At 38.9% G+C, this 18,582-nt stretch carries 16 protein-coding genes; 3 read left to right on the plus strand and 13 right to left on the minus strand.

Annotated elements, in window-relative coordinates; translation table 11 throughout:
• The first annotated feature begins 3 nt into the window (after positions 1–3).
• Positions 4–297 carry a thioredoxin gene (gene trxA, locus V2H41_RS09135; RefSeq protein WP_330974843.1) on the plus strand — a complete coding sequence of 98 codons (294 nt, stop codon included), beginning with the start codon at positions 4–6 and terminating at the stop codon, positions 295–297.
• Here the strand turns inward: trxA and V2H41_RS09140 are convergent.
• From V2H41_RS09140 to V2H41_RS09150, 3 genes are all read right to left on the minus strand, one after another.
• Positions 294–860: an AAA family ATPase gene (locus V2H41_RS09140; RefSeq protein ID WP_330974844.1), complete on the minus strand. Its 567-nt coding sequence runs from the start codon at positions 858–860 to the stop codon at positions 294–296. The genes trxA and V2H41_RS09140 overlap by 4 nt on opposite strands.
• The gene (gene pnuC, locus V2H41_RS09145) at positions 857–1,489 is read right to left on the minus strand and encodes a nicotinamide riboside transporter PnuC (protein WP_330974845.1); all 633 of its coding nucleotides are present in this window, start codon (positions 1,487–1,489) and stop codon (positions 857–859) included. The genes V2H41_RS09140 and pnuC overlap by 4 nt, the downstream gene beginning before the upstream one ends.
• An 85-nt stretch (positions 1,490–1,574) precedes the next feature.
• Positions 1,575–2,171 (minus strand): NifU family protein, encoded by a 597-nt coding sequence (locus V2H41_RS09150; protein ID WP_330974846.1) that lies wholly within the window; start codon positions 2,169–2,171, stop codon positions 1,575–1,577.
• Positions 2,172–2,428: 257 nt separating this feature from the next.
• On the opposite strand from V2H41_RS09150, the gene V2H41_RS09155 reads away from it, so the two are divergent.
• Positions 2,429–4,123, plus strand: a complete 1,695-nt coding sequence (locus tag V2H41_RS09155) for an OmpA family protein (RefSeq protein WP_330974847.1) — start codon at positions 2,429–2,431, stop codon at positions 4,121–4,123.
• 252 nt (positions 4,124–4,375) lie between these two features.
• Entirely contained in the window at positions 4,376–4,735 is a 360-nt protein-coding gene (locus V2H41_RS09160) for an arsenate reductase family protein (RefSeq protein ID WP_330974848.1), read from the plus strand.
• Here V2H41_RS09160 and V2H41_RS09165 read toward each other — a convergent pair.
• The 10 genes from V2H41_RS09165 to V2H41_RS09210 all read right to left on the minus strand — a co-directional run bounded on the left by V2H41_RS09165 (position 4,725) and on the right by V2H41_RS09210 (position 18,418).
• Complete coding sequence (locus tag V2H41_RS09165) at positions 4,725–5,996, minus strand: TCR/Tet family MFS transporter (protein ID WP_330974849.1); 1,272 nt, start codon at positions 5,994–5,996, stop codon at positions 4,725–4,727. The two genes, V2H41_RS09160 and V2H41_RS09165, sit on opposite strands and share 11 nt — an antisense overlap.
• Before the next feature lie 95 nt (positions 5,997–6,091).
• The gene (locus V2H41_RS09170; RefSeq protein WP_330974850.1) at positions 6,092–6,586 is read right to left on the minus strand and encodes an asparaginase domain-containing protein; all 495 of its coding nucleotides are present in this window, start codon (positions 6,584–6,586) and stop codon (positions 6,092–6,094) included.
• 216 nt (positions 6,587–6,802) lie between these two features.
• Positions 6,803–9,019 (minus strand): xanthine dehydrogenase family protein molybdopterin-binding subunit, encoded by a 2,217-nt coding sequence (locus V2H41_RS09175; protein WP_330974851.1) that lies wholly within the window; start codon positions 9,017–9,019, stop codon positions 6,803–6,805.
• A 95-nt stretch (positions 9,020–9,114) separates the two neighbouring features.
• The gene (locus tag V2H41_RS09180; protein ID WP_330974852.1) at positions 9,115–10,092 is read right to left on the minus strand and encodes an FAD binding domain-containing protein; all 978 of its coding nucleotides are present in this window, start codon (positions 10,090–10,092) and stop codon (positions 9,115–9,117) included.
• Positions 10,089–10,670 carry a (2Fe-2S)-binding protein gene (locus V2H41_RS09185; RefSeq protein WP_330974853.1) on the minus strand — a complete coding sequence of 194 codons (582 nt, stop codon included), beginning with the start codon at positions 10,668–10,670 and terminating at the stop codon, positions 10,089–10,091. Before V2H41_RS09185 ends, V2H41_RS09180 begins: the two co-directional genes overlap by 4 nt.
• Positions 10,671–10,860: 190 nt before the next feature.
• On the minus strand, positions 10,861–13,956 hold the full coding sequence (locus tag V2H41_RS09190; protein ID WP_330974854.1) for an efflux RND transporter permease subunit: 3,096 nt from the start codon (positions 13,954–13,956) through the stop codon (positions 10,861–10,863).
• A complete protein-coding gene (locus V2H41_RS09195; RefSeq protein WP_330974855.1) occupies positions 13,953–15,053 on the minus strand; it encodes an efflux RND transporter periplasmic adaptor subunit in 1,101 nt (366 codons plus the stop codon). Before V2H41_RS09195 ends, V2H41_RS09190 begins: the two co-directional genes overlap by 4 nt.
• Before the next feature lies 1 nt (position 15,054).
• On the minus strand, positions 15,055–16,314 hold the full coding sequence (locus tag V2H41_RS09200; protein ID WP_330974856.1) for a TolC family protein: 1,260 nt from the start codon (positions 16,312–16,314) through the stop codon (positions 15,055–15,057).
• Between the two features lie 87 nt (positions 16,315–16,401).
• A complete protein-coding gene (locus V2H41_RS09205; RefSeq protein WP_330974857.1) occupies positions 16,402–17,739 on the minus strand; it encodes a sensor histidine kinase in 1,338 nt (445 codons plus the stop codon).
• 1 nt (position 17,740) lies between these two features.
• Entirely contained in the window at positions 17,741–18,418 is a 678-nt protein-coding gene (locus V2H41_RS09210) for a response regulator transcription factor (RefSeq protein WP_330974858.1), read from the minus strand.
• Between the last annotated feature and the right edge of the window lie 164 nt (positions 18,419–18,582).

Here is an 18,582-nt window from a genome sequence, read left to right on the forward strand (position 1 = left end):
CTAATGACGTTTCAGGAAATTATCAATCAAGATAAGCCCGTATTGGTAGACTTTTTTGCAGAATGGTGTGGTCCTTGCAAAATGATGGCGCCCATGCTAAAAGAGCTCAAAGACCGCATTGGGGATGTTGCCACGATTATTAAGGTAGATGTGGATAAAAGTCCGCAAGCTGCTCAGCAATATCAGATACAGGGCGTGCCCACATTAATTCTGTTTAAAAATGGTCGTTCGGTATGGCGTCAGTCAGGAGTACGTTCGCTAGAGGAACTGGAAAAGGTTATCAGACAACACGTTTAAGTAACGGTAGCCAGTAATCGGCTTACAGCCTCAATAGCCATCTGAATACGTTGTTCATGACTACCTTTTATTTCCACCCACGGCGTCTGTTGGTTTATGAGCAAATCTTTATAGATGTAAAAGAGTGTTTCTCGTGTTTTCAGATCGGGATATTCTCTTAATTCATCTTTTACCCACGGCAGGTCGGTATTACATAGCAGATACAAGTCGTATTTTCTTGCTACAATTTCATCAAGAATAAATTTGTGGCATTTACCAAACACAAACTCACACCACACCTTCATCACATACATATCTGTATCTATAAAGAGAGGAACAGGATGGGTAGATGAAAGGCGATCTTTTGCTATTCGTTCGGCTTGTGCGATATGCTGTTCTTCCAGTGCAAGTTGCCCGCGGGCAATATCGGCAAGATCGTCGAAACTGTAATTAGTACCGTTCTTGAGCAGATATTCCCTAGCATATTCGGGGCACCATAGGGTATTGAAGTGTTTTGCTAGCTGCTCACAAAGTGTACTTTTTCCGGTACTTTCGGGGCCTACTATAACAATCTTCTTAATCATTCTGCGTTGTTTTGTGCTGCTTTTCTTTTCCACTCCTGCAATCCACCGAGGGCGATAAGCAGTAATATAAAATAATAAACACTGGTAAATACTAATCCCTTTACGAAATACAAAGGCATTCCGCAGATATTGGTAATAATCCACCAATACCAGCTTTCTACCTTCTTTTTAGCCATTAACCACATTCCTGTAAATGCGCTTGCCGAAGCTAAGGCATCTGCCCAAGGAATGGCTCCGGGCGCAAACTCTTTTTTCAGAAATACCAACGCCCCGTAAATACCGCAATAGAAGAACGCAAAGAAGAGCAGTTCTTTGATCCACTCTTTGCGAGTAGAAAACTTTATAGCGAGTACTGGCTTTTGAGCGGCATCTTTTCTTGTCCACAAGTACCATCCATATATATTCATGATGGTGTAATAAAAGTTTACCGATGCTTCACCGAGCAGGTGGTATTTGAAACTGAGCCAGATGTAAATACTGGTGTTGAGCAGACCGGTAGGATATACCCATATATTTTCTTTTTTACTATACCAAACGCTGGTAATGCCTGCAATTACTGCAATATACTCAGGTAAAGTAGTTGCTCTGAGTCCGTCAATAAATTGGTTGAAGATTTCCTGGACAGGCAAAAGGCTTAATTTTTCTCAAATATAACAAACAAAAAAGCCGTACAACAATGTGCACGACTTCAAAATATTTTTATATAGAAATATATTATTCAGCTTCTGCCACTACTTCCTTCACTTCAGGAATCATACGCTTCATCATTCCTTCGATACCGGCTTTTAGCGTGATCATAGAAGAAGGACAACCGCTACAGCTACCCTGCATCATCAAATTTACCACGCCATCTTTATAGCTTTTGAACTGAATAGCACCGCCATCCATTTCTACAGCAGGTTTTACATAGTTTTCCAGCAGTTCTTTAATACGTTTTACCACATCATCGTCGTCGGCTAAAACCTCATTGCTACCCTCTTTCTTCACTTCTACAATTTCATCTTCGTTAATAACGGGCTTTCCTTCTTCGAGATAGTCTTTTAAGAATTGACGAATAGAGGGAGTAACATCCATCCACTCCGCATCGGGAGTTTTTGTAAGAGTAACAAAATTGCTGGCAATAAATACAGCCTTGATAAAAGGAAAACCGAATAATTCAGTGGCCAGCGGAGAAGGTTTTGCACTTTCCGCATCTGGGAAATCAATGCTTTTTCCGGGATACAAAAGTTTGTTGGCGACAAACTTCATTGTTTCCGGGTTGGGTGTCATTTCCGTATAGATACTGATTACTGGGTTTCCTGTCTTTATCATAATTCAAAAAATTAATACACAAAGATAACAAATCTTTCGGGGAAAGGTTGGAAATCCGTACTGACTCCCCAAAGCGGTTCTAATTGCCATCATTTCAAGGCATTAAGTATACGAGGATGAGGTTACAAAGATTCCTTCTTAATAAAAAGTTTTAGCAAAAGGGGGGTAACAAAGGGTTATTAGTACTGATATACCTATAAACAAGACTCTGGATGATGAATAGAGTAAAGAATGAAACAGATTTAAAACAGATTGTTATGAAAAAGATTGTACTTATACCTATAATACTATTTGCCTCGTTATTACAAACAAAGGGGCAGATTTCAGATAAAGAGACCTCCGGTTGGTTTGCTTCTTTTCGCGGAGGGTATGATATAAAACCCTTTTACAACAATAATAACACACCCTACATAGTTTATAAAGGTGGAATGGCAGCCGGCGCCTCCATCAATTATTATTGGAGATGGATTGGGTTGGGTGGAGATTTCGATTACATCCAAAATCGACCAGAAAGCACGTATCCTGCCGGTACGGCATCGGTTTTAACCCAGGACAAAATCACCCGAATGTTTTATGGGGTGGGTCCCTCATTTAAATATCAACCTACGCGCAACTTTGCGGCAGAGTTATTCTTGCGCGCTGGACTTGGAACAGTAAAAGGCGGTTATACCGAAGTGGCTTCTGCTCCACCTACCCAATTATTAAACTTTCATGCCGGATATGATGACCGGTCGGTGTTTTCGGCTAAAGCGCAACTGCAGTTCAACTATTATTTTTCTCCAGCGATAGGCCTGCATGCTGGTGCCTATTACCTGAATCATTTTAAGGTAAATGAGCTTACTGATCCTAACTATGGGCTTACTGCCGCCTATGTGCCGGTTAAAGCGGACCCTAAGCAACCCGACCCTCTTGTTCGAAACAATCCTTGTAATTGTGACATAAGTTCGTTGGGGGCATTTGCAGGTATCAGTGTCAGAATTCCAAAACGTCGTTCGCAGCCCAAACCCGTTCCTCAGCCTGAATGTCATAACTGCGATGTGTATACACTTACAGTAACCGCGAGGGATAAGTACACCAAAGAGGTATTACCCAATACGGATGTAATAGTAAAGAATATACATGGGGAAATTATGGGTACGGGTACCACCAATAGCTATGGCGTGGTGATATTTAATAATATCAAACCCGGAAAATATGCTATAAGCGGAAAATTGTATGAGGTGGATTTGGAAGGAGCCGTAACTCTAGAATCAGAGTTTAAAACCAACGGCAATGTTCATAAGGAAATTGTATACGCTGATGACCGATTTATACTGAGGGGTATAGTTGTTGAATGTAATGCAGCTCATCCGTTAACTAGCGCTTCGGTAGTACTGATTAATAAAGCTGTTGCAGAACAAAAAAATACGAATACAGATGATAAAGGAGGATTTGTTTTTCATGCATTGCAGAACGCTACTTACGATGTGTATGCAAAAAAGAACAACTACTTTTCTCAGACAGAAACCATAACAACCAACCATTTCGACAGAAATAAGACACTCTTTGTAAAACTCGAAGTGTGCATGGAAAAAACCGATTGCGGAAAAGCAATTACACTAAAGAATATTCATTACGATTTGGATAAATACTTTATCCGTGAAGATGCCAAACCGGAACTGAATAAACTGGCGCAATTCATGAAGGACAATCCTGAGGTAAAAGTGGAACTAGCCTCCCATACCGATTCGAGAGCTTCAGACAGTTATAACATGACCTTATCACAAAATCGCGCTAATGCAGCCGTAGAATATTTGGTTGCACAGGGAATTTCCCGCGATCGACTGATTCCGGTGGGATATGGAGAGCGCAAATTGCTTAATAAATGCAAAGATGGTGTGCCATGTAGTGAAGAGGAGCATCAGCTGAACCGTCGCACCGAAATGAAAATAATCTGTCCAAACAATCCATAAACCGGGGAGGTATTTCGTTACCTCCCTTCTTTAAGAAAACTTAAATAAAAACTCAAAAGTTGAGAAGATGCAATAGCAATGCATCCTCTTACCGAACTGAGCGTATTGTTTTGAATGTTTATGGATTTGTTGAAAATAATTATACAGAAATAAAATATTACCATTAAACTGTTCTATTATCCTTTGTCGGCTGTTTCGTAACTGAAGCAGCCTTGTTTTTTGTACACCATGGGCAACAATTATCTTTGGGGCATGAAGAAGATTTATTATCTGTCTACCTGCAGTACTTGCGCAGCAATAATGAAAGATGCTAATATCAATGAAGCAACAGGCTTTGAGTTACAGGATATCCGTACACAAAAAATAAGCCCTGCACAACTCGAGCATATGCAAAAGCTGGCAGGCTCTTATGAAAAACTTTTCAGCCGCCGTTCTTTGAAATATAAAGAGCTAGGCTTAAAAGATAAAAAGCTTACCGAAGAAGATTACAAAAACTATATTCTTCAATACGATACTTTTTTGAAGCGTCCTGTTGTAATTCTGGATGACCGTATTTTTATTGGTAGCGAAAAGAAAACCATACAGGCACTTAAAGAAGCCCTTAGTGTATAACAGGTGTCTCTGAGGGCTCCTCGAAATGTTTGGCCAACTCTGGATTTTCGCGATGTTCTTTTTGCAATACGGATCGACATATTGTTACGCAAATCAGCATGAAAACAGCTCCCAGTAAGAATGGAGAACCGGCAAAATGAATAAGAGAATCTTCCTGAGTTGTATAGTTAAATAATCCGGTCATAATTAACGGACCGAATATAGAGGTAAGACTCATGATGCTGGTTAGGCTTCCTTGCAGTAGGCCTTGTTCGTTAGCCGGCACATGCTTGGTAATGATAGATTGTAGGGCTGGTCCAGCTATTCCTCCTAAACAGTAAGGAATTAAAAATGCATACATCATCCAGCTCTTCGTAGCAAGTGCAAAAAGAATGAGGCCTAATACATAAAGAAGCATGCCTGTATACACACTTTTTTCATCACCCAGTCTGGGATTGACGTACCGGATCAAACCTCCTTGTACTACACCGGCTAATACACCTACCAAGGCAAGTGAAATGCCCACCTGTTTTTCGGTCCAATTAAATACGTACATAGTAAAATAGCTCCAGTTACTTTGTACGGCATGAGAAGCTAGAAACATGAAGCCGAAAGCCACAAATAGACCGCTAATGGTTTTATACTTTCTTAAAAACTTGAGAGAACCTATCGGATTGGCCTTTTTCCAATCAAAAGGTCTACGGTTTTCAGGTTTCAGAGATTCGGGTAACACAAAGAAGCCGTACAGAAAGTTTACAAAACAAAGAATTGCGGCAGCATAAAACGGAGCTCTTATGCCCCATCCGGCGAGCAATCCACCCAATGCCGGACCCAGTACAAATCCCAGTCCAAAAGCTGCACCAATAAGACCGAAGTTTTTTGCACGGTTTTCATTAGTGCTGATATCAGCGATATAAGCACTTGCTGCAGTAAAGCTAGCTCCTGTAATGCCCGCCAGTACACGACCTACAAAAAGTAATGCATAGTTATGGGCAAGTGCCAGAATAATGTAGTCTATACAAAATCCCAGTAGTGATAGCAAAATAATAGGCCTTCTTCCGAAGCGGTCGCTGAGATTGCCCATCAACGGTGCAAATAAAAACTGCATTGCAGCAAACACAGATACGAGATATCCACCCCAGCGGCTTGTTTCGTTAAGAGGGATATGTTTGAGTTCTACCAATAACTGTGGCATAACAGGAATAATCAATCCCCAGCCAATAACATCAATTGTAAGGGTGACAAAAATAAATCCTATAGCGGCATTACTAGAGCTTTTCATAAGAAAAAATTAGGCCTGCAAAGATGCAGAAAAGAAAGCAAAGAATTGCTTGCCATAAGAAAAGATATGTAAGGCATAGTAGCAATTTATTGCACTCAGGCCTTTCTTAGTTCTTCAAAAACGCCGGTTTGTTTGTTTTTGCGAACATTGTCCCAGTTAAAGTATCGGCCGTTCATAGCTACATAAACACCGTGAGGGAGTGTTTGTACAAATGCTAATGCACTTCCTAGATTGAATAATCCATCGGAGCTTCCAAACTTAATAGGAATCATGGCGCCGGTAATTACAATCGTTTTGTTTTTTACTTTTTCAGCCAACACTTTGGCTGTTTTATCCATAGTATCGGTGCCATGTGTAATGATGATTTGTGTTTCTTCACATTGCTCGCATTGATAAGCAATCAGCTCACGATCTTCATCGGTCATCTCCAAACTGTCAATCATCATCAGGGTGCGTATTTCAACAGGAACAGTATTACGACCTTTTTCCAACAGCTCTGGTAAATGAGTATCTTTAAAGTATAGCTGCCCGGAGAGCATGTTATATTCCTTATCAAAAGTTCCTCCTGTTATAAATATTCTGACCGCCATATCCTAATAATTTGGGCATCAAAAGTAGTGAAGTTTAGTGGGTACGTCTCATTTCTTTGATGAATATACTTTTAGTTGCTGAACGACATAAAAGAAAAGATATGAATTCTTATAATTCATTCAATGTTGTTTATAGCAAGCTACAGGAAACTATATATATCCGTTTAACATTTTGAAAAAATAAAACGCTGAGATAATTTGTTAGTAGTACAGGCATTAAGAAGCTGTAACAACCTTATCTGGCGTAATGGGCAAATCTCTCAATCGTTTGCCGGAAGCGTTGTAAATAGCATTGGCAATGGCTGCAGCAACACCTATGATACCTACTTCTCCCAATCCTTTTGCACCTGTAGGATTAATGTTTGCATCCGGTTTTCCAATGAAAGCTACTTCAATAATAGGTGCATCGGCATTTACCGGAAAATGATATCCGGCAAAATCGTGGCCTATCAAACCTCCTAGGTTGGCATCTGCGATTTGTTCTTCCATCAAAGCCATTCCTATTCCGCCCACTGCGGCTCCTGATATCTGATTGGCGGCTGCTTTTTCATTCACAATCTTACCTCCATCGGCCACACAAACCATTCTTTCTATTTTCACTTTTCCTGTGGAAGGATGTACTTTTACTTTACAGAAGTGAGCTGCGCCCGAGCAGAAGGCGTACTGTCTTCTTTCTTCCCCAGGACCGGAGCTAGCTTCCACATAAATAGTTTTAAGATTATGTTGAGCCCATAACTGCTGATAGGAAACAAATTCGTTATTGGGTGTTTGGTAAGAAATGCCGGTGTCGCCGAGTAATATATCTTTTTCGGTTGCGGTTTTATACTTTTCATTGATGGCCGCTGCGTATTCAGCTAACTTTAGCTTCAAGGCATTACATACCGCCACTACAGCTCCACTTATCGAAGATAAACCTGTGCTACCGCCCTGACTGGGTGCTGGCGGTAGTGAGGAGTGTCCTAGTTCTACTTTTATTTTATTGCGAGGAATACCGGTGCTTTCATGAGCAATGTTATACATGCCTGTAGCGGTACCGGTACCAATGTCTGTCATAGCTGTTTGAACCGTAATGCTGCCGTCTTGCTGCATTTCTATACCTGCGCTGGCATTATTACGTCCGGCATTCCACATGCCCAAAGCCATACCATAACCAATAAACCAATCGCCTTCTTTGAGGGCTCGGGGCTGAGCTTTTCGTTGTGACCAATTGATGAGTGCTGCTCCTTTTTCGATACATTCATTAAGATAATTAGTAGACCACGGCAGGCCATTATCGGGATTTTTGTCTAAAGACAGATTTTGCAAACGAAGCGCCACAGGGTCCATGTTTAATTTATAACTCAGTTCATCTATAGCACTTTCAATAGCAAAGGCTCCTGTGCAATCACCTGGACCTCTCATCCATGTAGGTGTGGAAAGGTTTAAGGGTACAACGGCAGATTCTGTTTTCAGATTAGGGAATTTATAGATCAATCTGGTTACACGTGTAATGCCTTCTGTGAAGGTTTCATACACCGAAGTACTATGCTTAGCGGCATGCCATACGCCGATGATGTTGCCTTTTTCGTCGGCACCCATTTTCACTTTTTGCCATGAAGCCGGTCGATATCCTACCGAGTAAAACATTTGCGGACGAGTCAGCATTAGCTTTACAGGACGCTGGACTTGCTTTGCAGCCATGGCCGTCGCAATGGCATGAGGCCACACACGTAGTCCGGAACCAAAACCTCCTCCAACATACTCACTCACTACTTCAATGTTTTTTTCAGGAATATTAAAGACTCGTGCAAAAGTGCGCTGCACGTTGTTTACACCCTGGTTTTTATCGTAGAGTTTAAGTTGATTGTCCGATATCCAATGTGCAATGGTCGCATACATTTCCATGGGGTTATGCACTTCTGCTTTTATGTTGTACTCCGCCTCTATCACAAGAGGTGTATTATTCCATGCATCCATAGACCCCCGTTCTCTTCCGGCTGCGACCAGAGGGTGATGGAGATGTTCTTTTTCGAAATCTACTTTAAAAGGAGCCGACTCATATTCGGCTGTAATGAGAGAGGCTGCATATGTAGCGTCTTCGAGGGTTTCGGCAATGACCATGGCAATGGGCTGCCCCTTGAAATAAATTTTATCAGTGTGAAACACGGGTAAGCCGAAACGTGTTTCTTTAATTTTGACTTCGTCGGCAAAACCTGGTACAAAAGGTTTATGTTGATGTGTAATGATGTCTAAGACTCCTGCTACTTGTTTAGCTTTTTCTGTATGGATGCTTTTTATAGTTCCTGATGCAATGGTGCTATCTACCAATACGGCATAACACAGTCCCTCTATATTGTATTCTGCAGCGTATTTGGCTTTGCCGGTTACTTTGGCAATGCCTTCTACTCTTCCTTCGCTAGGGACTATATCGAATGGTTCATCAAAGAATGCCATAGTTCAATTTTTATTTTTGCCGATAAGTATTGTTGCAGCTGAAGTGTGCGACGCAACGATGCTACATGCGTGCACGAAGCTGGCTTCATAAAAAATTAATTACGTAAACAATTTTGCAAAGCTGTTTCAATGGCGCCTTTCAGCAACGGCACTTTGAATGCATTGCCTGCTAGCGGTTTTACCTCGTCGGCTGCAATGGCAGCCGCTTTTGCAAAGTGCTCAATACTTGGTTCTTTGCCTTTTAAATAAGCTTCGGAAGCTAACCATCTCCAAGGTTTATGCGCTACACCTCCCGATGCTAAGCGGGCTTCCATGATTTTGTTACTTTCAATATGCAAGGCTGCTGCTACGGATACCAATGCAAATGCATAAGAGTCGCGATCGCGCAGCTTTAAGTATGCACAATGTTTGTTAAATGGATTGCGACTTATGTCTATAGAAGTAATCAAGGCATGTGACGGTAAGTTGTGATCCAGATGCGGTTCGCTGCCCGGCAAACGGTGAAAATCTTTAAACGGAATTACGGATGCTTTTTGTTTTTTGTCGATAATATTTACGCGTGCTTCTAAAGCCGCCAACGCTACACATAAATCAGAAGGATGTACCGCCACACAATGCTCGCTGTAACCAATGATAGCGCTCATGCGATTATCACCTTGGAGCGCACTGCAGCCTGAGCCCGGCGTTCGTTTGTTGCAGGGAGTACTTACGTCGTAGAAATAAGGGCAACGCGTGCGTTGCAACAAATTACCTCCGGTGCTGGCCATGTTGCGAATTTGTGCGGATGCACCGGCAAACACGGCTTTAGCGATGAGTGGATAGTCAGAAAGAATTTTGTTATCTGTGGTTAAAGCACTGTTGCGCACCATAGCGCCGATGCGTATGCCATTATCAGTGTTTTCTATTTTATCGGAAAGCACATCGGTGATATCTATCAAATTCTCAGGCTGTGCGATGTGCTTCTTCATTAGGTCCACCAAATTGGTGCCACCTGCAATAAATTGCGTATTGTCTTTCTTTATCGTTAACGCCTGGGTAATATTGGCTGATTTGTTAAAGCTGAAAGGTCTCATAATGCGGCTACTTTTTGAATTGATTCAACAATACCGTTATAGGCTCCGCAACGACATAGATTACCACTCATGAACTCTTTGATGGCGGCCAAAGACTTGGTATGGCCTTCGTTTACGCAGGCTACAGCCGACATAATCTGTCCCGGGGTACAATAGCCACACTGAAAGCCATCGCATTCGATAAATGCTTTTTGCATGGGATGCAGCTTATCGCCTTCGGCCAAGCCTTCGATGGTGGTAACCTCCTTGCCAGCTGCTTGTGCAGCCAGTGTGAGACAACTTAAAACATGTTTGCCGTTGATATGAACTGTACAGGCTCCGCATTGTCCATGGTCACAGCCTTTTTTAGCTCCTGTAAGATGTAGCTGCTCTCTTAAGAGGTCCAACAGCGTTGTTCGAGTATCTGCGGTTACTTTATATGTTTTTTTATTAACCGTAATGCTTATTGGCGTTGTATGTTTGGGAGGGATGATAAAGTTCTTAACATCCTTATAAAAAGCTTTTACGGAAGAAGGTAATGCAGCCAAGGCTGCTAATGCTCCCGATATTTTTAGGAAAGAACGACGCGAACTTTTCATATGAGCAGATATTAAACAAAGACCTAGATTGTCTTTATGAAATTTTCGATTGCATAAATATAATTAAAAAGCCGCTTATATCAAGCGGCTTTGTTGGAAAAAAGAAATGCGTTAATGAAAATGAATGCTGTGTAAAATCTTGGAATACCTGATTTATTTTAAAATTTGTAAGGTATTAGAACCAATTTTTTTATTTGGGAGAAGTTATTTTTCGATAGGTATAATAAAACAAAATAGGGATGACTGTAAACGATAAAACTAAACTTATCAGCATTCCTCCAACAATCATTATTGCTAAGGGTTTTTGAATTTCAGATCCCATACTGTTTGACATAGCTGCAGGTAGTAATCCCATTGAGCCCATTAGAGCTATCATTAATACAGGTCGAATTTTAGACTGAACGGCTTTAGTAATAGCATCTAATAAGGAATTTTTCTTAAGGTATTCTTTCATAACAGTGATCAAAATAAGCGCGTTAATGGTATTTACTCCAAACAATATAATTAGGCCGATACCTGCAGATATACCAAAAATGGTTTGTGTGATCCAAATAGACAGAAAACCTCCTATAAAAGCAAAAGGCAATGTTATTGACGATAGAATCGTGTCGCGCAAGTTTCCAAAGTTGCTATATAATAAGATTAATATCAATATCAATGATATTGGAATAACTGTCATTAATTGTTTGGTGGCGCGTTCTTTACTTTCAAATTCTCCGGCCCATTCCATGTGTTGATTTTTAGGTAATACCATTCTTTTTTCAACTTTAGCCTTGGCTTCAGCAATCGTACTACCTAAATCTCGTCCTTGAATGCTAAATCCTACAGCACTATAACGACTATTTCCTTCGCGATAAATAAAGGCAGGTCCTGTTTTATAACCAATAGAAGCGATTTCCTTTAATGGAATACTATTACCATTGGAGGTACGAATGAGAATATTGCCAATTTTTTCTGGCGAATTGCGATAGTCTTCTTGAAAGCGTAACACGATATCAAAATGCCGATCCCCCTCATAAAATTTATTCGCAGCTTGACCACCAATAGTCATAGCGATAACTGCTTGCACATCGGACGTCTGAATACCATATTTTGCCATTTTAGAATCATGTAGTTGAATGCGCAATTCTGGCAGGCCTATGTTTTTATAAACGTTTACATCAGTAATACCATTTACAGTACGTATGATGTTTGCTACTTTATGCGCCTGGTTTTCGAGTTCTTCCAGATCGTTTCCAAATATTTTGACTACCAAAGAGCTTTTTACACCCGCTACATATTCTTCAACATTATCTTGAATAGGTTGGCTGAAGCCGAAATTGATTCCCGGGTATTGAGATAATAGTTCTCTTAGTTCTTGTACAATTTCGGCTTTGGTAATTTTACGCTTCCATGATTTTTCGTTTTTTAATTGGACATGAAACTCTACATTAAAAAAGCCTGTAGGATCAGTTCCATCGTTAGGTCGTCCGGTTTGGGTTAGAATGAAATCAATTTCTTCACAATTGGCAAGCATTAGCTCTTTCATTTCTTTAGTGAGCTGAGTTGATGTAGTTAGGCTAATACTATTAGGTAAAGTCGCTCTAATATAGATTGCACCTTCATTAAGTTGCGGCAAGAATTCGGTACCATAATTTAAAAAACGTACAATACATATAAGAAGCAATATACAAAAAGCTCCAAGAGTTAGTCGTTTATATCGAAAAGAAAGTAGGTGGAGTGAATAAATAAGCTGATGAGAGAACCGAGTTATTATGTTTTCTTTTTCTTCTATATTTTGATTGAACAAATATTTACACATTGCGGGCACGTATGTTAAGCTTAATAATAAAGAACCTAACAAGGCATAACTCAAAGTATAAGCTAAGGGAATGAACATTTTGCCTTCTACTTTTTGAAAGGAGAAAATAGGTAATAAAGCAACGATTAAAATCAATAAGGCAAAGGATATGTATGAGGCTACGGAGCTCGCTTGTTTGCGAATGATACCTGACTTGCTCATTTTGGCAAACCGCTCAGCACCTAGTGCTCGCTGCATGGCGGCAAGCGAAACAAAAATTGTTTCTACCATTACTAAAGTTCCTTCTAATAGCAGTCCAAAATCTAAAGCTCCCATGGAAATCAAATTGGCAGGCATGCCCTGCCACTTCAGCATAATAATGGCAAACAAAAAAGATAAAGGAATTACAGAAGCAACAATAAAAGTGGATTTCCAATTATTAAGGAAGATACCAACAATTAACGCTACTAGTAAAATGCCTTCGATTAAGTTGCGCGAAACTGTTTTGACGGTGCTATATACCAAGATGGTACGGTCGATGACGGGAACGATTTTAACACCATCGGGTAATAGCTGTTCATTTAGTAAATTGACTTTCTCCTTTAGATGTTTGATTACTTCAGATGCGTTTTCCCCTCGCAGCATAACGACAATGCCTTCTACTACATCGTCCATTTCGTTAAACCCTGCTTGTCCCAGACGAGGTTTACTTGACATTACAACATCGGCGACATTTTTGATCAGAATGGGAGTAGAGCCATTTAGTTTTATAGTAATATTTCTAATGTCTTCTAATTTATCGAGAAGTCCTACACCTCTAACCACATATGCTTGTTCTCCCTGCTGAATAATATCTCCACCTACGTTGATATTGGATTTAGATACTGCTTCATAAACATCTAAAGGAGAAAGATCAAAGTTTTTTAATTCGGTAGGATTGATACGTATTTCATAAATCTTTTCTTCTCCACCAAAACTAATAACATCTGCTACGCCCGGTACACTCAACAGCTCACTTTCAATTACCCAGTTTTGAAGAGTTGTTGTTTCTTTTAGAGGCAGACTACTTTTAATAATATATCGAAATATTTCGCCCGTAGCTCCCGAAGGCGGTTCTATGCTAAAAGACGCACCATCCGGTAGTTCTACTTTTCCAATTTTGCTCGCAACATTTTGTTGGGCGTAAAAATCATCAACTGTATCTGCAAACTGTACTGTCACCACGGATAAACCAAACAGAGATACCGAGCGAATTTGTTTTTTTTGGGGAATGGTGTTCATTTCCTTGGTGACTGGAAGTGTGACCAATTTTTCAACTTCCTCAGCACTTCGACCAGGCCATTGTGTAATGATTCTTACACGTGTATTGGTCACGTCAGGGAATGCCTCAATGGTAGTATTCTTTAAGGAATAAATACCATAGCATAATAAGGCAAAAGTTAAGAACAAGATTAATGAGGCTCGCCTCAGTGAAAAAGTGACTATATGTTGTACCAGTTTTTTCATGCCTTATTTTTTAGCTCCTCAAACAACAACAAAACGTTCGTTACTACAACTCTTTCGTCGGGATCCAACACCTCCTTTACATAATAATATTCATCATTGCTGGCTATTTTATGGACATGGCGAACTTTTAAATCACAATCCGATTTATGGGTGATTATATATTCCCTATCGTTATAAAAGATAACAGCACTTTGAGGAATAGCTAAAGCACTGTCTAGAACAGTTCGTTTATTCACGATGATATCGGCGCTTAGCCCTGGCATGAGTTGTAGGTTTTTATTGTCAAGAACTACTCGGGCCTTCAAAACATGTTCGTCATCATCAAAAACATTATATATTTTATCGATTTTGCCAATGTATATTTCGTCAGGATATGCGACGGTTCTTACTTTCACTGTATCTCCCACTTTAATTTCTCTTAGATTGCTGGCATAAATATTTACCATCACCCAGACTTGCTTTAAATTAGAAATCGAAAAAAGAGGTTCGCTTTCAGGTGTAATATTTTGCCCTCGATTAATGGTTTTCTGAATGATGTACCCATTTTGAGGAGATATAATATCAAAGTATCCGTCCTTTCTAACTCGATACATGGCCAAGGTTTGTTGTACCTTTTGTAACGAGATTTTTGCCATTTCGAGTTCGTGCTTTGTTTTCAGTACATCGATTTTTACAGATAAACCATCTCTCAAAAGATCATTAGATAATTGCAGTTCGTTTTTTAGCATTTCGACTTGCGTTTCGTAGAGTCTTTTTTGCTGAAATAGCTCTTGAGCTTCTTCCGAATGTAGGGTTGCCAACACTTGACCTTTATGAACGTAATCTCCTAGTTCGAAGTTTACAGACTCAACAGTTCCTTTTAGTAATGATCGATATATCAGCAAGTCGTTTTCATTATATTCGATTTTGCCCGACATAGTTATTTGTTCATGTACAGGCTGAATGGATACAGGGGCAATTGCTGTTGTTTTCTTTAGTTCTTCAGTTAAGCAATAAACAGTAGTGATAGAATCATCTATTTTAGATACTTTTCCTTTACAAGAGAAGCATATAATCATCCCGCAGATGATTCCTGTTATGATATACCATTTGTTCATATTAAAAATGTTTTCCTACGAGAAGTTGTAACTGTTCAATCAATTTTAAGTATGTTAATGCGGCATCCCAATAAGCAATAGCTGTTGATTGATGAGATTCTATGTAATCGATATATTGTGTCAATGTAATTTGTTTTTGTTGCAAGCGTTGCCAGAACTGTGCTAGTATACTTTGATAATCGTCTTTAAGAAAGTTATTGGAGTATTGTGATAGATATTGTTCCCATTTTTTTATTTGTGTAATGCAATTATTAATTTGCTGTTCCAGTTGCGTTACAATGCTCTGGTATTTATTTTCCTCAATAGCTTTTTGGTGTTGGGCCGCTAATATGTTGCCTTTGTTGCGATGGAAAATGGGTAGATCAATCGAAATGCCGAATCCCACAAAATCTTTCATGATATTTCCTCCACGGTCATAATTTGCTAGAAGTGTTACACTGGGTACAGCCATTGCTTTTTCCAGTGCAATGTTAGCATCAGCAAGTCGTTGCATTTGTGTTTGATGTTTTAAGACGTGATTATTTTGCAGTGCCAATTCCAATACGTTGGAGGGGATACGTGAGGTATAGTTAAGTGATAAAGTATCAAAAACAATGTTGCTTTCTGACAAAGTGTTTAATCCGGTTAAATATTTTAATTCATTAAGCAGTTCTTTTTTTTCCTCTTCCGCTGAAAATGCTTCTTTTTGTAACTGTGAGAAAGTATTTTGGGCACGCATTAATTCTGGCAACAGAACATTTCGATTGTTATACTGTCTTTGATATTTTTCTACCAGACGGCTAATTTCATTTAATAAACTTGCATTTACTTTTTCTTTTTTCGTTAGGATGTAGTATGTGTAATAAGCAACTCTAAGTTCGTACTGTAATTGAGCTGTTAAAGCATCTTTTTGTATGTGTTGTGTTTGTAGTGCTTGGGTATTTACCTGAATGCGCTTTTTGCGTTTAGCTGCGGTTTCTATTTTTTGTTCTAGCTCAATACCAAATTGTTGATATTTCCCATAGTTACCAAATAGTCTACGTTGAGATTCTATATCGAAAGTTTTCCAAAAGTTTACCTCTTGTAAGGATAAAGTTGGATTCTCATGGGCCTTGGCTTGTTGTAATTCTGCAGCGGCTTTTTCAATGTTTAAAGATTGTTCGCGTATTTGTAAGTTATGCTCGGTTAAAGCGTTTTGTAGATCACGTAGTGAATATTCTTGAGCCCATAGTACCTTGTAGCATAAAATAATATTAATCACCAAAAGAGCGAAACGCGCCATAGACAGTTTTTTGCAAAACTATCTATGGTAGATTAAAGGAATTTTGGAGCTGCATTAAAAATATATTGAAAGCGGATTAGAATTTAGTTAGAAAATTAATGTAACCCTAGTACCTCCTTCTGGCTCGTTGTGAATAGCCATCCCGATATGATGTAGTGAGAATATAATATTAGCTAATGAAAGGCCAATTCCTTTGCCTCTATGATTTTTGGCATTTGCTGCTCTATAAAAATTGCGTGTGATATTTGGCAAATCTTTTTCAGGTATGCCTATTCCGCGATCGATGATATAAATATGTAATTTTTGGTCAACTATCAAAAGTTTAAATTGAATAGGTTTATTGTGAGAGTATTTAATAGCGTTTTCAACAATATTTGTTAAGGCAATTTCTAAAAGTTTAGCATTTCCTTTCAATTCGAGCATCGATTGATCCTCGACAGCCATATTCACTTCAATCTTGGCTTGATGATGTATAACTGCGTTTTCAATAACCTTCCATATAATTTCGTCTATGCGAGTTGTAGTAAATTCAAAAGAAGGGTTTGCACCTGATAAAAGAAGCATATTGTTTAATGCATCTTCGAGATCGTGTACGTATTGTTTTGATTTTTGTAATACAATTTGATATTCCTGTGCTGATCGTGCTTTTTGTCCAGTTACTTCTAGTATTCCTAGTAAAGCGGATATAGGTGTTTTTAATTCATGAGAAACATAGTCGATAAAATTCTTTTGTACGGAAAAAGTTTCAGATATACGGTTGACTAGGTAGTTGTAGTTTTCTACTAGGTCTTGTAACTCCTGATATGTTTTTTCAACTTTAATGGGTTGATGAAAATTTTGTGCATCACGATTTTTAATCTGCTTAGTGATTTTAATAATGGGGGCATAAGCCCATTTACTCAAATATCTGGCGATGAAAAAAATAATAAGGATGCTAATAGCCGAAGCCACCCACAAAATATGGAAAAGACTTTGTAGCTGCGTTTTAAACTCTGTTTTAGGCTCACGAGCAATAACTATGAAATTACCCTGATTGTCTTGATAATATATTCCGTGATAAAAAAAATCTTTTGTTGCAAAATGTTCACTATTATTCTCTCTGATCTGATCAATAAACTGTCGTTGAATGTCGGATGTGGGAGACATATCTCCATATACCTGATGGTATAGACTATCAAAGATGGCAATGTTTTTACGTGATATTTTTTTTAAAAGCTGACTTTTGATGTTTTCATGATCTCCAATAGATAATTCGTCTTTTTCCAGATAGTATAAAGCTGCCAATAAGGTTTTGCTTTCCAATCCCTGCATTTCTTTACGTTCCATTACGGCTGCAAAAGAAAAATAAATAATTGCCGATACCCCGATAATAAGGATGCTGAACAAGATAACTGCATATAAGGAAAGCCGTTGTTTTAATTTCATATTATTCTACCTTAAATAGATAGCCTATTCCTTTTACCGTGTGGATAAATTTTTGCTTAGATTCGAGTTTATTTCTCAGATAAGAAATGTAAACATCTACAACGTTTGAAGGGTTTTCAAAATGAATGCCCCATACTGCATTTAGAATTTGCTGCCGAGTAACCACTTTGCCGTAATTATCGCATAAATATTTAAGTAATTTGAATTCGCGGGGAGACAAGTCGACTGGGTTTTGATTTAAGTGCACCTTATATTGGTGAGTGTCGATTTGAATAGGCCCAAAATCTTGTATATGCTTTGAGGTGTCTAATTGATCGTATTGATTTCTTCGTGTGAGTGCTTTTATGCGTGCAAGCAATTCATCAAAATGAAAAGGTTTGGTCATATAATCATCTGCACCGCTATCTAAGGCGGTGGTTTTGTCTAGCACACTATTCAATGCACTCAGCATAAGAATTGGGGTGAAAATTTTCTTATACCGTATAGTTTGTACCAATTGAATACCATCAATACCGGGCAGCATTACGTCTATAATCATTAAATCGAAACTCAGAGAAAGATATTGCTGAAGGACTTCTTCGCCCGATTTGCATAAAGTAATTACATAACCGACCTCCTCAAGGCCTTTTACTAAAAAATCACTTATCCTTCTGTCGTCTTCAACAATCAATATTTGCATAATTATTATTCAACTTATTTAAAACAGTAGATATTTGCACTTATTCAAAATTGACAAATATTTATTCTTTTGAAAATGGTAAAGTATTAATTTTTTAATAAAAGTACTGGCCCCTCTTTAAAGAAAATAAATTTTCATTGATAAAAGGATCTTATAATTTCAAA

This window comes from Niabella digestorum, from assembly GCF_036409055.1.
Taxonomy (GTDB): domain Bacteria; phylum Bacteroidota; class Bacteroidia; order Chitinophagales; family Chitinophagaceae; genus Niabella; species Niabella composti.

What these genes read in the sequence shown, in the direction of transcription:
- trxA (WP_330974843.1), top strand. Translation starts at nt 4, where the DNA reads ATGACGTTTCAGGAAATTATCAATCAAGATAAGCCCGTATTGGTAGAC.
- V2H41_RS09140 (WP_330974844.1), bottom strand. Translation starts at nt 860, where the DNA reads ATGATTAAGAAGATTGTTATAGTAGGCCCCGAAAGTACCGGAAAAAGT.
- V2H41_RS09150 (WP_330974846.1), bottom strand. Translation starts at nt 2,171, where the DNA reads ATGATAAAGACAGGAAACCCAGTAATCAGTATCTATACGGAAATGACA.
- V2H41_RS09155 (WP_330974847.1), top strand. Translation starts at nt 2,429, where the DNA reads ATGAAAAAGATTGTACTTATACCTATAATACTATTTGCCTCGTTATTA.
- V2H41_RS09160 (WP_330974848.1), top strand. Translation starts at nt 4,376, where the DNA reads ATGAAGAAGATTTATTATCTGTCTACCTGCAGTACTTGCGCAGCAATA.
- V2H41_RS09165 (WP_330974849.1), bottom strand. Translation starts at nt 5,996, where the DNA reads ATGAAAAGCTCTAGTAATGCCGCTATAGGATTTATTTTTGTCACCCTT.
- V2H41_RS09170 (WP_330974850.1), bottom strand. Translation starts at nt 6,586, where the DNA reads ATGGCGGTCAGAATATTTATAACAGGAGGAACTTTTGATAAGGAATAT.
- V2H41_RS09175 (WP_330974851.1), bottom strand. Translation starts at nt 9,019, where the DNA reads ATGGCATTCTTTGATGAACCATTCGATATAGTCCCTAGCGAAGGAAGA.
- V2H41_RS09180 (WP_330974852.1), bottom strand. Translation starts at nt 10,092, where the DNA reads ATGAGACCTTTCAGCTTTAACAAATCAGCCAATATTACCCAGGCGTTA.
- V2H41_RS09185 (WP_330974853.1), bottom strand. Translation starts at nt 10,670, where the DNA reads ATGAAAAGTTCGCGTCGTTCTTTCCTAAAAATATCGGGAGCATTAGCA.
- V2H41_RS09190 (WP_330974854.1), bottom strand. Translation starts at nt 13,956, where the DNA reads ATGAAAAAACTGGTACAACATATAGTCACTTTTTCACTGAGGCGAGCC.
- V2H41_RS09195 (WP_330974855.1), bottom strand. Translation starts at nt 15,053, where the DNA reads ATGAACAAATGGTATATCATAACAGGAATCATCTGCGGGATGATTATA.
- V2H41_RS09200 (WP_330974856.1), bottom strand. Translation starts at nt 16,314, where the DNA reads ATGGCGCGTTTCGCTCTTTTGGTGATTAATATTATTTTATGCTACAAG.
- V2H41_RS09205 (WP_330974857.1), bottom strand. Translation starts at nt 17,739, where the DNA reads ATGAAATTAAAACAACGGCTTTCCTTATATGCAGTTATCTTGTTCAGC.
- V2H41_RS09210 (WP_330974858.1), bottom strand. Translation starts at nt 18,418, where the DNA reads ATGCAAATATTGATTGTTGAAGACGACAGAAGGATAAGTGATTTTTTA.